This is a genomic window from Longimicrobium sp. (genome assembly GCF_048594345.1).
Classification (GTDB): domain Bacteria; phylum Gemmatimonadota; class Gemmatimonadetes; order Longimicrobiales; family Longimicrobiaceae; genus Longimicrobium.
Genome location: NZ_JBMDXM010000097.1, coordinates 1 through 12287 on the forward strand (window position 1 = coordinate 1; position 12287 = coordinate 12287).

General features: G+C 69.2%; 13 protein-coding genes. 7 read left to right on the forward strand and 6 right to left on the reverse strand.

Annotated elements, in window-relative coordinates; all coding sequences use genetic code 11:
• Positions 1-141: 141 nt before the first annotated feature.
• Positions 142-582 carry a hypothetical protein gene (locus ACOJUJ_RS10350; protein ID WP_420126793.1) on the reverse strand — a complete coding sequence of 147 codons (441 nt, stop codon included), beginning with the start codon at positions 580-582 and terminating at the stop codon, positions 142-144.
• Positions 583-796: 214 nt separating this feature from the next.
• Here ACOJUJ_RS10350 and ACOJUJ_RS10355 point away from each other — a divergent pair, with 214 nt between their 5' ends.
• On the forward strand, positions 797-1327 hold the full coding sequence (locus ACOJUJ_RS10355) for a phosphoribosyltransferase (protein WP_420126794.1): 531 nt from the start codon (positions 797-799) through the stop codon (positions 1325-1327).
• Between the two features lie 77 nt (positions 1328-1404).
• Here the strand turns inward: ACOJUJ_RS10355 and ACOJUJ_RS10360 are convergent, their stop codons facing one another.
• The 4 genes from ACOJUJ_RS10360 to ACOJUJ_RS10375 all read right to left on the reverse strand — a co-directional run bounded on the left by ACOJUJ_RS10360 (position 1405) and on the right by ACOJUJ_RS10375 (position 4465).
• Positions 1405-3072 (reverse strand): M56 family metallopeptidase, encoded by a 1668-nt coding sequence (locus tag ACOJUJ_RS10360; RefSeq protein ID WP_420126795.1) that lies wholly within the window; start codon positions 3070-3072, stop codon positions 1405-1407.
• 2 nt (positions 3073-3074) lie between these two features.
• A complete protein-coding gene (locus ACOJUJ_RS10365; protein ID WP_420126796.1) occupies positions 3075-3467 on the reverse strand; it encodes a BlaI/MecI/CopY family transcriptional regulator in 393 nt (130 codons plus the stop codon).
• Positions 3468-3633: 166 nt separating this feature from the next.
• Complete coding sequence (locus tag ACOJUJ_RS10370) at positions 3634-3828, reverse strand: hypothetical protein (RefSeq protein WP_420126797.1); 195 nt, start codon at positions 3826-3828, stop codon at positions 3634-3636.
• Positions 3803-4465, reverse strand: a complete 663-nt coding sequence (locus ACOJUJ_RS10375; protein ID WP_420126798.1) for a hypothetical protein — start codon at positions 4463-4465, stop codon at positions 3803-3805. The genes ACOJUJ_RS10370 and ACOJUJ_RS10375 overlap by 26 nt, the downstream gene beginning before the upstream one ends.
• A gap of 84 nt (positions 4466-4549) precedes the next feature.
• Here ACOJUJ_RS10375 and ACOJUJ_RS10380 point away from each other — a divergent pair, with 84 nt between their 5' ends.
• Positions 4550-4705 carry a hypothetical protein gene (locus tag ACOJUJ_RS10380; RefSeq protein ID WP_420126799.1) on the forward strand — a complete coding sequence of 52 codons (156 nt, stop codon included), beginning with the start codon at positions 4550-4552 and terminating at the stop codon, positions 4703-4705.
• A 75-nt stretch (positions 4706-4780) separates the two neighbouring features.
• Here ACOJUJ_RS10380 and ACOJUJ_RS10385 read toward each other — a convergent pair whose 3' ends face one another.
• Positions 4781-5740 carry a toll/interleukin-1 receptor domain-containing protein gene (locus ACOJUJ_RS10385; RefSeq protein WP_420126800.1) on the reverse strand — a complete coding sequence of 320 codons (960 nt, stop codon included), beginning with the start codon at positions 5738-5740 and terminating at the stop codon, positions 4781-4783.
• A gap of 391 nt (positions 5741-6131) precedes the next feature.
• Here ACOJUJ_RS10385 and ACOJUJ_RS10390 point away from each other — a divergent pair, with 391 nt between their 5' ends.
• The 5 genes from ACOJUJ_RS10390 to ACOJUJ_RS10410 all read left to right on the forward strand — a co-directional run bounded on the left by ACOJUJ_RS10390 (position 6132) and on the right by ACOJUJ_RS10410 (position 12251).
• The gene (locus ACOJUJ_RS10390; RefSeq protein WP_420126801.1) at positions 6132-6914 is read left to right on the forward strand and encodes an SDR family oxidoreductase; all 783 of its coding nucleotides are present in this window, start codon (positions 6132-6134) and stop codon (positions 6912-6914) included.
• Between the two features lie 336 nt (positions 6915-7250).
• A complete protein-coding gene (gene fadJ, locus ACOJUJ_RS10395; RefSeq protein ID WP_420126802.1) occupies positions 7251-9428 on the forward strand; it encodes a fatty acid oxidation complex subunit alpha FadJ in 2178 nt (725 codons plus the stop codon).
• Complete coding sequence (locus ACOJUJ_RS10400; RefSeq protein WP_420126803.1) at positions 9425-10414, forward strand: MBL fold metallo-hydrolase; 990 nt, start codon at positions 9425-9427, stop codon at positions 10412-10414. Before fadJ ends, ACOJUJ_RS10400 begins: the two co-directional genes overlap by 4 nt.
• Before the next feature lie 370 nt (positions 10415-10784).
• Positions 10785-11228: a CoA-binding protein gene (locus ACOJUJ_RS10405; protein WP_420126804.1), complete on the forward strand. Its 444-nt coding sequence runs from the start codon at positions 10785-10787 to the stop codon at positions 11226-11228.
• A gap of 312 nt (positions 11229-11540) precedes the next feature.
• Positions 11541-12251 (forward strand): cytochrome c3 family protein, encoded by a 711-nt coding sequence (locus ACOJUJ_RS10410; protein ID WP_420126805.1) that lies wholly within the window; start codon positions 11541-11543, stop codon positions 12249-12251.
• Positions 12252-12287: the final 36 nt, after the last annotated feature.

A 12287-nucleotide genomic window follows, 5' to 3' on the forward strand; every position in this document is an offset into this window, starting at 1 on the left:
ATCCCGCTCGACGACCTTGGCCGCAACACCCCTCCCCCGCAGTTTGGGGCAGGGGTCGCCGGCCGGTGCGAGGAACGAGCAAAAGGCCCGGCGGGGGAGAGGGCCCCGCGTCGCAGACGCGGGGCGGCCCGGGCGCGGCCCCTACGATCCGTTGCTCTGCTTGACCAGCAGGTCGTACGAGGCGCGCTGGGCGGGGGTGAGCTTGGGGGGGATGCCGAGCACCAGCGCGGGGCGCGACGCGTTCTCGGGCAGGTGCAGCACCATGGATTCCAGCGGCACCGGGCGCGCGTAGTCGCGGGCGCGCCCGCCGCCGTCGATCTGCACCGTGCGGCCAGGGACGGTCAGCGACGCCAGCATGCGCCCGTACTCCAGCCATTCCGCCACCGGGTCCGACCCCTCATCCGCCACCGTGGGGATCAGCGTCTCCTCGAAGTAGCGCAGCGCGCGGCGAAACCCGTCGGGGCTGCCGGCCTTGAGTTCCTTGAGCTGGTCGCGGTAAAAGGTGCGCGGGTCACGCGCGCCCGTCTGCTTGAGGGCCTGCTCGAAACGTGCGTCGGCTCGTTTGCGGAGATCGTCGTTCATGGCGCCATTCTACGCCGCGCCCGCCCGCCCCGCCACCGGCGGTTCACGAACTTCGGCTCCGACCCGGACGGCCGGATGCGCAGAGTGCGGTGGGTGGCGAGGGGGAGATGTGCGGGTGCCGCAAATGTTTGCTGTCGCGCCCGGAATGCATCTTGTATCGTGCACCTCCCCCCGCGCAACCGCGCCGTCCGCCGCCTGGGAAGGGACCACCGACATGCCCGGATTGATGTTTCCGCCCGCCTCGCCGCCTCTGGGTGCCACCGCCGGCACCTTTGAGCTGTCGTGGGAGCTTTTCGGCGAATTTTGCCGGGCGCTGGCCGTGCGCGTGTCCCGCGACTACCGGCCGGACCTGGTGATTGGCCTGGCGACGGCGGGGGTGATGCCGGCGGCCACCGTCGCCACCATGCTGCAGGCGGACTTCGAGGCCATGAAGGTGACCCGCCGCGAGCGGGGGCAGGTGGTGCACGCGTTTCCGCGGGTGCTCTCGCCCACGCCCGTATCCGCGCGCGGACGCCGCGTGCTGATCGTGGACGAGATCACCACCAGCGGCGACACCCTGCGCCTGGCGCTGGCCGCCGTGCGCGAGGTGGGACCCGCGGAGGTGCGCACCGCCACCAGCTTTGTGCGCCCCGGCGGCTACCGCCCGGACTTCTTCTCCATGGAGACGGAAGCGCTCATCGTCTTTCCCTGGGACCGCGAGGTCATCCAGGACCACCAGCTGGTCACGCCGCCCATCTACGCCTGACGGCTCTCTGTCCCGGATGGAAAACGATGAAGGCCGCCCCGGGCAACGGGGCGGCCTTCATCATTCAACGGCAGAGGCTACTGGATCATCCCGCCGTGGATGCCGGGGCTCAGCTGGCGGCGGGCGGTGGTGTCATCCTCCATCAGCCCGCCCAGAATGCGCAGCCCCGGATCGACCGGGCCGCCGCCGCCTTCGGGCTCCACGTCGGCGCGCGCGTTGCGCGGGCGCGGGGCCGGCGCGGCCGATCCGGTGGGGACGCGCGGGCGCGTGGGCGCCTCGCACTCCGCGTCCTCGCACGGCCGTGCCGCCACGCGCGCGGCGTTCTGCCGGCCCGCGTACTCGTCCAGCGCCAGCGCCGCGGCGTTGCGGACGCGCGCGTCGGTGTCCGTCATCGACCGCACCAGCGAGCCGACGACCGGGCCGCCGTCCATCTGCCCCAGCGCCGCCACCGCGCTGCGGCGCACGTCGGGATCCACGTCGCGGGTGGCACGGATGAGCGCCGTGATCACCTGCTCGTCCGGCGGTCCAAAGTTGGGAAAGCGCTTGTTCTGCGCCGCAGTGCCGCGGTCCGCCGGCGGAGGCGTGTCATCCTGCACCCGCACGTTCAGGCTCAGCTGGCTGTTGGGGAGCGGAACGCTCACGGTCCCGGGCTCGGCGGCCGGCGCCTCGTGCACCGTCCACTCCAGCCGCGGCGGCGGAGGCGTGGCGGCCACGGGGCCGATCCGCGTCGGCGCGTCGGCCGGCGCCTCGAAGCCTTCGGGCGACGCGGCGGCCAGCGGGAACAGCGCCACCGCCGCGATGCCGCCCGCCACCAGCGCCGCACGGCCGGGAACGGCGCCGCGGTCGCGGGCCGTGTCCAGCACCGCCAGCACGCGGCCTTCCAGCTGGGAGCGGCGCGCCATCGCCACGGCTGCGGCGGCGGTCAGCGGGCGCGGGCGAAAGGACCGGGCCACCTCCAGCAGGTGCCCCGCGTACTCCGACGCGCGCGTCCCCGCGCGCAGCACGCGGTCGTCGCACGCCTGCTCGCGCTCGATGCGCATCTGCCGCGCGGCCCACCACACGCCCGGATGGAACCAGTACGCCGCGCAGCACAGGCTGGCCAGCGTCTGCCACAGGCAGTCGCGGCGCGCCACGTGGGCAAGCTCGTGCAGCAGGACGACGCGCTTGCGCTCCGCCGTCCACCCGTCCGCGTCGGCCGGCACCAGCACGGCGGGCTGCAGGATCCCCCACGTCATGGGCATGGCGGCGCCGTCGGCGCGCAGCAGGTGCACACGGTCGCGCAGCCCCAGCTCGCCCGCGGCGCCGTTCATCCGCTCCAGCCACTCGCCGTCCGTCACCCGCCGCGCGCCGCGCGCCATCACGCGCACGGCCAGCATGGCCAGCCCGTAGCGCCCCAGCGTGGCCACGGCGCCCGCCGTCCACACCAGCAGCACCAGCGTACTCCACGGGATCCCCGCCGGCCCGGTGTCCGCCGCCTGCGCCGCCGCCGCGCCCGCGGGCCCGTCCAGCGACACCACGCGGACGAACGAAAGCTCCCACTCAGGGATGAGCAACGATGCCGCGGGAAGGGCCAGCATGGCGCCCAGCGCCAGCGCCCACACCATGTGCCGCGCCGCGGGCGATCCGCGCCGTAGCGCCAGCGCCACCAGCGCGGCGGCCACCAGCAGCAGCGTGCCGCGGGCCACCAGCCACAGGGCGGGGGCCAGCCAGGGCGCGGCCACGGTCGAGGGAAGCGGCAGGTCCATCGTTACCTCCCCTGGACGCGTGCCTGCTCGATGAGGTCGCTGATGCGGTCCAGCTCGGCGTCGGACAGCTTGTGGTTGTCCGGGTCCAGCAGCGCGGCCACGGCGGCCTCGGTGCTTCCGCCAAAGAAGGTGCGCACCATGTGGGTGAGCGCGTTGGTGCGCGCCGACTCGCGCGGCACCATGGGCAGGTACAGGTAGCGCGGGCCGTCCTGCTCGTGCCGCAGGTGGCCCTTTTCCTCCAGAATGCGCATGAGCGCGCGCACGGCGCTGTAGCTGGGCGGATCGGGGATGCGCTCCAGCACGTCGCTCACGGCGGCCTTTCCGAGGCGGTAGACCACGTCCATGATCTGCCGTTCACGGCGGCTCAGGTCGGTTGCAGCGGGTTTGGTGAGCATGGGGGTGTGATGGATCGTTTTGCTAAGGTTCTAGCACTTGCCGAAGGTTCATACTCCGGCCCCCGCAAGTCAAGGCTGTTGAGATGAACCGCCCGCGGATGCTCATCTCCCCCCAACGAAGAAGCCCCCGTTTGCGCGGGGGCTTGGGCATCGGGAGCCGGCGCACTCAGGCGGCCGAGGCGTTCGCGGCGCGGATTTCCGCCAGGCGCACGCGAAGGCGCCGCTCGTTCTCACGCTTCCTCCGTTCGGCGCCATCGAAAGCCTCGTGGAACCTGCGGATCGTCTCATCATCAATCCGGCAGGCCAGAGCCTCTCGGTGCAGGTCCGCCATCAACTCAGCCCGGGCTTTCTGCTTCGCCATCAGAGTGCACTCCTGTTGCTTTGGCGATCGCCGCAACCCTGGCGGCTAGTCTGTTGTGATCCAGCGTGAGCCGGTCGACCACCTCTCGAAGCCAGGCGATCTGCCGGTCGCGCTCTTCGTCGTTCTCGATGTTCGTGCTCAGCCGCTCTTCCCATTCGACAGCCAGGCTCGTGCCCGCCGCGCCCACCTCGCCCCGCTTGAGCCGTCTCGGAGGCTGGCTCCACTTCATGTGCCGCAGAGAGTGGACCACGCGGATCGCGCTCCAGATTCCGCACATCAGCAGGAACAGGGCGAGCGTCAGAAATACGATAATGAGAGCGAGCCGGGCGGGGAAGAGCACCCAGTCGGCAGCGAACAGCCTTTCTGATACCGATTTGCCCGCTTTCGCGCTGTCGCTCCGTGCGGCCTCGGCTCGCGCTGCGGCGGGTGGAGCGATGGGCGGCGCCGGCGCGGCTTTCTGGGTGGTGGGCGCGGCCTGGGTTTGCGCGGCCGCGGGAGTGGCGGGCGCGATGCAGATCACCAGGCAGGCGAGCAGGGCGGCGAAGCGGGACCGAGGCATGTGAACAGAGCATACATGAATTTCGCCGCATGCGCCAGACTGTCCATTTTCGATTGAGGTGAGCACCGATTGCGCCACAGGCGGATCGTGCGGAATGCTTGTACGCCGTCTCAGCGAGACGCAGTACGATGCGCCTCCGCCGACGTCGCGGAGCGCATCGGAATGGCGCCGGGGCAGAAGAACGTGGTGATGCGAGCCGTCATCCGCGACTTGGTGCGCACCGTCACCGTCACCAGCGCCGAGGCCAACGCCCTGCGCGACGCCGTCTACGCCGCGCTTCACGAGCAGCGCCTGGCAGTGGCCTACCCCTCGGCGTGAGCGGACGGAATCACCCGGAACGCAGACGGGGAGCGGCACGCCACGCCGCTCCCCGTCATTCCTTCGATGGATGGTCTACCGCTTGAGCGCGTCCTCCACCGCCCGGGCGACGTCATCGAGCACCTTTTCACGGTTGGCGCGGCGCATCTGTACGAGCGGCTTCGACGGGTCGTTGACGGACTGGAAGCGCGACAGGCTCTCCATTCTCTCAAACCGCGAGGGGCTGACGATTACGGGCAGGATGATGGTGCCCTCGTCCGCCGCGGCCTTGAGCAGCGGCGGCAACTCGTCCGTGACGATGAAGTCGGAGGCCAGAAAGTCCGCGCTGATCAGCAGGATTGCGATCTTCGCCGCCGCCAGCGCCGCACGAATCTCCTCGCGCCAGGGCTCACCCGGCTTCAGGCGCGTGTCGTCCCACACCTCGATGCCCTCACGCTGCAGCGGCCTGAGATGCTTCTGCAGGCGCTCCAGCCACTCCGCGTCCGCGTGGCTGTAGCTGATGAACACGCCCTTGCGCTGGCTTGCAGCCGCAGCAGCAGTTCTCGCAAGAGGGGTTTGTGCAGACGCTTGCATACGAGCGAGACGCTTTTTCCGACCTCGTCGGAGTTCATCGGCAAGTATCCCCAATAAAGTCGGCTGACTTTTTTCGCGTTTGATCGGCACGGGAGCGGCACTGCCATGTGTGGCTGTTCCCGGGATTTCTTCAGGTGGGATCAAGCGCAGCAAGCGTGCGGCGACGGACTTCAGCTTTTCAGGGTCGCTGTCGCTGATCCACAACTCCGCAGACTCCGGCGCGGTGGTTTGAAAGCCCCGTGCCAGTGCTGCGGCTGCTGGTCCGGGTAAATCATCGGGTCCGGCGCCCAAGATTGGTGCTGAGAATTTCGCGTATCGTTGTAACTTTGCGATCCATCCCAGCTTGCTTCCGATCTCCTCAATGATCGATTCTGGTGATGTATGCCCGGCTATAACGGTGGCATATGCGACAGCTCGATAATTCGGGTTCTCAGAGGGGAGCAGGATGACGGTATCTCTCATCGCTCCTGGTAAGGGGAGTCCGGCCTTCGTGATTTCCTGCCGCATCTCTGGCGTCACCACTCCACTCACGGAGCACGGGATCACAAGCACATCACACTTATCCTCAAAGATGCTTCCCAAGCGGTAATCGACGCGTGCACGCATTTAGATTCGGAAACAGAACAGGATACGGGAGTTCCGGTGAACGCTCCAGTGTCGCCCTGTGACAGCGTGGCACGCAAGGTTCAACGGTTGCTCGAGACGCATGGAACCGGACACCTCATTGATGTAGGTAGTATGCGCGTGCTGAGCGGCGCTCATAATTTCCAGCATTTGCGCGGGTTTTCGCGACGGTTAGATTGCTCGCCACGATCATCCCCATCGCACCGGATCACGCCGAACGAGGGCACGAATGCGCACCGTACGCGAGTTGTTCGACCTTACCGGGAGGGTGGCGCTGGTGACGGGCGGGGGACGCGGACTGGGCGAGCAGATTGCGCGCGGGCTGGCGCAGGCGGGTGCGGCGGTGGCGGTGGCGTCGCGCAGCGAAGAGGCGTGCGCCGAAGTGGCCCGCGAACTGACGGACGAGTACGGCGCCCGCACCCTGGCGCTGCGGATGGACGTCTCGTCGGAAGACGACGTGCGGGCGGCGGTGGAGCGGGTGGAGGCGGAACTGGGCCCCATCGACCTGCTGGTGAACAACTCCGGCACTTCGTGGGGCGCGCCGGCCGCGGAGATGCCGGTGGAGGCGTGGCGCAAGGTGATGGAGGTGAACGCCACCGGCGCCTTTCTCTGCTCGCGCGAGGTGGGAAAGCGGCTGATCGAGCGCGGCGAGCCGGGAGCCATCCTGAACGTGGCCTCCATCGCCGGACTGGCGGGCACGGCGCCCGAGGTGCTGGACGCCGTGGGCTACAGCGCGTCCAAGGGCGCGATCATCGCGTTCACCCGCGACCTGGCGATCAAGTGGGCGCGGTATGGCATCCGCGTGAACGCCGTCGCCCCCGGCTTCTTCCCCACCAAGATGACGAAGGTGGTGCTGGAGCGTGCGGAAAAGCTGGTCGCCCGCAGCGTCCCCCTGGGCCGCACCGGCGGCGAGGACGAGCTGATGGGCGTCGCGCTCTTTCTTCTCTCGCCCGCGTCCGGCTATGTGACGGGCCAGGTTCTGGCGGTGGATGGCGGGCTGATGGCGCAGTAGGGAAGTGCGTTAGTACGTAGTGCGTGAGTGGTTCTGTCATTCCGGAGGGCGGGGTGATGTCGTGCGCGCCGATGCCTGACCTGTAGCGGACGCGCAGTCGCCTGGGATGCCGCACACCGCCACGCCGCCGAGTCCACGAAGGTGGACTTTGTGTAGTTGTTGCAGCGAATTCATTCGCCCTTGCAGTCCCGGCGGCACACAACCCGCCGCAGCGCGTTCTGTTCTCAACGCATGACCCATGCTGGCCGAAGCAGGCTGAGGACTGCCGAGCCACCGGCCCGAGCAGGCGAAAAGACACACCGTGACCAACCCGAAGATCCGCAAGGGGAGAGCGTGATGGCAACGATCCTCGAAGAAGAGCGCCAGACGGCCCAGGGCGCGCCGGTGCGCATGGAGATCAGGGACGGGCTGGCCGTGGTCACCCTGAACGACCCCGCCCGCCCGGTCAACGTCATCTCCGAAGGCATGCTGCGCGAGATGGGGGAGATCCTGGAGCGGCTGGAGAACGGCGAGGGCGGCGTGCGCGCGGCCGTCATCGTCTCCGCAAAGAAGGGGACGTGGATCGCCGGCGCCGACATCGAGGAGTTCAAGAACTTTGCGGCCCCCGCCGACGCCGAGGCCGCCAGCCGCGCCGGCCAGGAGATGCTGGACCGCCTGGAGCAGCTGCGCATCCCCGTGGTCGCCGCCATCGACGGCGCCGCGCTGGGCGGCGGGCTGGAGACGGCGCTGGCCTGCACCTACCGCATCGCCACCGACTCGCCCAAGACCAAGCTGGGCCTTCCCGAGGTGCAGCTGGGCATCATCCCCGGCGCGGGTGGCACGGCGCGGCTGCCGCGGCTCATCGGGCTGCGCGCGGCGCTGGACCTGATGCTCACCGGCAAGCAGCTGGATGCGCGCCGCGCCATGAAGGCCGGCATCGTCGACGAGGTCGTCCCCCAGACCGTGCTGCTGGAGGTCGCCAGCCGCCAGGCGATGGCGCTCGCGGCGAAGAAGCTGCAGCCGCGCGCCGCGCGCCGCTCCGGATCGCCCGAACGGCTGGAGAACCTGCTGCCCATGCGCAAGCTGATCTTCAGCAAGGCGCGGCAGGGGGTGATGGAAAAGACGCACGGCCTGTATCCCGCCCCGCTGCGCCTGCTCAAGGTCATCGAGGCCGGGCTGGACAAGGACGTGCGCGCCGCGCAGGAGATGGAGGCACGGGCCTTCGGCGAGCTGGCGGTGACCCCCGAGGCACGCTCCCTCGTCCACGTCTTCTTCACCAGCACCGAAGCCAAGAACGACGTCGGGCTGGGCGACGACGTCAAGCCGAAGAGCGTGGACCAGATCGCCGTCGTGGGCGCCGGCTTCATGGGGGCGGGGATCGCGGCGGCGTCGGCGGAGAACGGCATCCGCGTGCGGTTGAAGGACGTAAAGCCCGAGGCCGCCGCCAAGGGGCTGCGCACCGCCCGCGAGTCACTGATCAAGCGCGCCAAGCGCAAGAAGATGCGCCGCTTCGAGGTCACCAAGCTCGTTGACCGCGTGCAGCCGACCACGGAGTACAGCGGCTTCCACGCGTCCGACGTCGTGGTCGAGGCCGTGTTCGAGGACCTGAGCCTCAAGCACCGCGTCATCAAGGAGATCGAGGAGCACGCGGGCGAGGGCGTCGTCCTGGGCTCCAACACGTCCACGATTCCGATCACGAAGCTGGCGGAGGCGTCCGCGCGTCCGGACCACGTGATCGGCCTGCACTTCTTTTCCCCCGTGGAAAAGATGCCGTTGGTCGAGATCATCACCCACGAGGGAACGGCGGACTGGGTGACGGCCACGGCGCACGCCTACGCCAAGAAGATCGGCAAGACGCCCATCGTGGTGCACGACTCGCCGGGCTTCTACGTCAACCGCATCCTCAGCCCGTACATGGCCGAGGCCGCGCTCCTGCTGCAGGAAGGTGTGCGGATGGAGGAGCTGGACCGGGCGATGACGGAGTGGGGATTCCCCGTGGGCCCCGTCACCCTCTACGACGAGGTGGGCCTGGACGTGGCGCAGAAGGCCGGGAAGATCATGGCCGAGGCCTTCGCCGACCGCATGGGCAACCCGCCGACGGTGATCGACAAGATGGTCGCGGACGGGCGCCTGGGCCGTAAGAACAGCAAGGGGTTCTACACGTTCGGGGAGGATGGAAAAAAGCAGGGGCCGGACGAGGCCGTCTACGCGCTGATCGGCAACCCGCCGAAAAAGGAGACGCCGCGCGCCGAGCTGCAGGAACGCCTGGGGCTGATCATGGTCAACGAGGCGGTGCGCACGCTGGAGGAAGGCGTCCTTCGCTCCGCCCGCGACGGCGATGTGGGCGCGGTGTTCGGCATCGGATTTCCCCCGTTTCGCGGCGGCCCGTTCTGGTACGTGGACGTGACCGGCGCGCAGACGGTGCTGGACCGCCTGCGCGCGCTGGAGCAGCGGTTCGGCGCGCGGTACCGGCCGGCGAAGCTGCTGGAGGAGATGGCGCGCGACGGCAGGAAGTTCTTTCCGGACGCCGCGTGAACGCCGCCGCGGCCCCGGTGGAGGTGGCGCCGGGCGTCCACCGCATCTCCGTCCCCCTCCCCTTTCCCCCGCGCGAGGTGGCGGCGTGGGTGATCGAAGGGGATGACGGGCACGTGCTGGTGGATACCGGCATCGACACGCCCCCCGCCCGCGGCGCCCTGCTGGACGCCGCGACGGAGATCGGCGTGACGCCGGAGTCGCTGCGGCACGTGATCCTGACGCACGCGCACATCGACCACTACGGCCTGGCGGGCCCGGTGCGGGAGTGGAGCGGCGCGGCGGTTTCCATCCACGAGCGCGAGGAGGAGCTGGCCACGCGCTGGGTAAAGGGGTGGAAGGACGATCGCGCCGTCGTGGCGGAGAGCTTCCGCATGAGCGGGATTCCGGGGGAGCTGGCGGATGCGCTCCTGGCCGCGTCCGACCGCATCCACGTGCGCTACGAGCACTATCCGCCCGACACCCTGCTGCGCGGGGACCGGGGCCCGCTCCCCGGTGGCGGCGGATGGGAGTGGATCCTGACCCCGGGCCACTCGCCGGGGCACGTGACCGTCTACCATCCGCGGACGCGCATTTTGATCGTGGGTGACCACGTGCTGCCGCGCATCTCGCCCAACATTGGCGCCGACCTGTACGCGGAGAACCCGCTGGCGGACTACCTTGCCTCGCTGGGCCGCCTGCGCGAGCTGCCGGTGAACCTGGTGCTCCCCTCGCACGGCGAGCCGTTCGAGGACCTGGCCGGCCGCATCGACTGGATCGTCACGCACCACGAGGAACGCACCGCGCAGACGCTGGACGCGCTGGACGAGCCGCGCACCGCGTTCGACGTGACGCTGCGCCTGTTCCCCGACCTGCCGCCGGACAACTTCCTGCACGCCCTGCGCGAGGCCCGCGCGCACCTGATGTACCTGCGGGGGCTGGGCGCCGTGGAGCGGGACGTGCGGAGGGGCCTGGAAGTGTGGCTGAGGCCCTCCCCCGGCGGCGCCTGAGAGCGCGCCACCCCCTCCCGCAAACTGCGCGGGAGGGGGGATACACGGCACAGGATCCGGGGCGCTTCGGGAAGTTGGGCACGGGTTGGTGAGCTCCCGCGTCTGCGACGCGGGGCCCTCTCCCCCGCCGGGCCTTTTGCTCGTTCCTCGCAACGGCCGGCGACCCCTGCCCCAAACTGCGGGGGAGGGGTGTTGCGGCCAGGGTCGTCGAGCGGGATCGAAGTTCTCCCCTCTCCGTGAGGAACGAACGGGGAGGGGCCGGGGGAGGGGCACCGCGGGCGCAGTCCGATGCACGTCGCCGAGCCTCGTACCCGCACTTTCGTACTTTCGTACTCTCGTACTTCTTTTCGCACTTCCCCCGGAGGACTCGATGGAAGAAAGCTGGCGCGACAACCTGGTCACCACCGAGCAGGGGATCGCCGAGATCATCCGCAACAGCAAGCGCGTGGCGGTGTTGGGGATCAAGACGGAGGCGCAGTCGGGGCAGCCGGCGTTCTACGTTCCCGAGTACCTGCACCGCGCGGGGGTAGACGTAATCCCCGTCCCGGTCTACTATCCCGACGTCACCGAGATCCTGGGCAAGAAAGTCTACCGCACCGTGGCCGACATCCCGGGCGAGGTCGACCTGGTGGACGTCTTTCGCCGCGGGCAGGACGTGCCGCCGCACCTGGACGACATCCTGGCCGCAAGGCCCAAGGCGGTCTGGATGCAGAGCGGGATCCGCAACGAAGAGGCGGCCCGGCGCCTGGCCGAGGCCGGCATCAAGGTGGTCCAGGACCGCTGCCTGATGGTGGAGCACCGCCGCCACGCATGAGCCGTTTTAAGGCGCAGCTCTGATTGAGAAGCATTCTCAACGGATTTCTGAAGAAGATCCGTGTCGGGGCGCGCTTTGGGCCGGCTTCGTAAGTATCGTTCTACCAAGCAGTTGCCGCCTGTAGGGGAAACACCTACAGGGAGTGAGGACAAACCTGATGTTGCCGCTTGCCCGCCCCCGTGTTATATGGGGGTGCTCCGAACGGCGGACGGGGTTTTCCTGACCCGCGAGAGCCGGCGCGAGAGCCGCGCGCGGACAGGCCTGTGAAGGCCTGCCGCTCGCGGCACATGGTATTCTCCGTTCAGGCAGATGATGACCAGAGCTCTTCGCATCGCAGCGCTGGCGCTGCTCCCGCTTGCAGCGGCCGGTTGCCGCGACTACAAGCCGGCGCCCCCGCCCGAGCAGCCCATCGCGTTCTACCACAACGTGCACGCGGGGCCGGTGGACAAGGGCGGCAACGCCATCCCGTGCATGTACTGCCACTACACGGCCGACCGGTCGGTGGACGCGGGCATTCCCAGCGTGCAGCTGTGCGTGGGGTGCCACGTGCCCGGCAGCAGCGCGCCCACCGCGCTGCGCGGGCAGGCGCAGCTGGCGTTCCCCAAGGTCAAGGCCGTGGACGGGCGCCAGGACAGCGCGTGGTACAAGGAAGGGCTCAAGCTGGTGAACTACTGGAAGAACGGGGAGGGAATCCCCTGGGTGCGCATCCACAAGGTCCCGGAGCACGCCAAGTTCCCGCACTACACCCACGTAAACGTGGGGCTGGAGTGCCAGACGTGCCACGGCCCCGTCGAGGAGATCGAGGAGATGTACCAGTTCTCCTCGCTGCGCATGGGGTGGTGCATCGACTGCCACCGGGGCAACATGGAAATTTCGGCCAAGGAAGAAGCCGCCGTGCAGGCCCGCTCCACCTTCATTCGCCGCTTCCGCGCGCTGAGCCAGGCGGGTGGCGACGTGCGCGGGCAGCAGGCCACCTATCCCAACCAGCGTGCGTCCACGGACTGCATGGTCTGCCACTACTGATGCGGCGGCCCGAAAGAAGGATGGCGAGGAGACAGC

What these genes read in the sequence shown, in the direction of transcription:
- ACOJUJ_RS10350 (WP_420126793.1), bottom strand. Translation starts at nt 582, where the DNA reads ATGAACGACGATCTCCGCAAACGAGCCGACGCACGTTTCGAGCAGGCC.
- ACOJUJ_RS10355 (WP_420126794.1), top strand. Translation starts at nt 797, where the DNA reads ATGCCCGGATTGATGTTTCCGCCCGCCTCGCCGCCTCTGGGTGCCACC.
- ACOJUJ_RS10360 (WP_420126795.1), bottom strand. Translation starts at nt 3,072, where the DNA reads ATGGACCTGCCGCTTCCCTCGACCGTGGCCGCGCCCTGGCTGGCCCCC.
- ACOJUJ_RS10365 (WP_420126796.1), bottom strand. Translation starts at nt 3,467, where the DNA reads ATGCTCACCAAACCCGCTGCAACCGACCTGAGCCGCCGTGAACGGCAG.
- ACOJUJ_RS10370 (WP_420126797.1), bottom strand. Translation starts at nt 3,828, where the DNA reads ATGGCGAAGCAGAAAGCCCGGGCTGAGTTGATGGCGGACCTGCACCGA.
- ACOJUJ_RS10380 (WP_420126799.1), top strand. Translation starts at nt 4,550, where the DNA reads ATGGCGCCGGGGCAGAAGAACGTGGTGATGCGAGCCGTCATCCGCGAC.
- ACOJUJ_RS10385 (WP_420126800.1), bottom strand. Translation starts at nt 5,740, where the DNA reads ATGAGAGATACCGTCATCCTGCTCCCCTCTGAGAACCCGAATTATCGA.
- ACOJUJ_RS10390 (WP_420126801.1), top strand. Translation starts at nt 6,132, where the DNA reads ATGCGCACCGTACGCGAGTTGTTCGACCTTACCGGGAGGGTGGCGCTG.
- fadJ (WP_420126802.1), top strand. Translation starts at nt 7,251, where the DNA reads ATGGCAACGATCCTCGAAGAAGAGCGCCAGACGGCCCAGGGCGCGCCG.
- ACOJUJ_RS10405 (WP_420126804.1), top strand. Translation starts at nt 10,785, where the DNA reads ATGGAAGAAAGCTGGCGCGACAACCTGGTCACCACCGAGCAGGGGATC.
- ACOJUJ_RS10410 (WP_420126805.1), top strand. Translation starts at nt 11,541, where the DNA reads ATGACCAGAGCTCTTCGCATCGCAGCGCTGGCGCTGCTCCCGCTTGCA.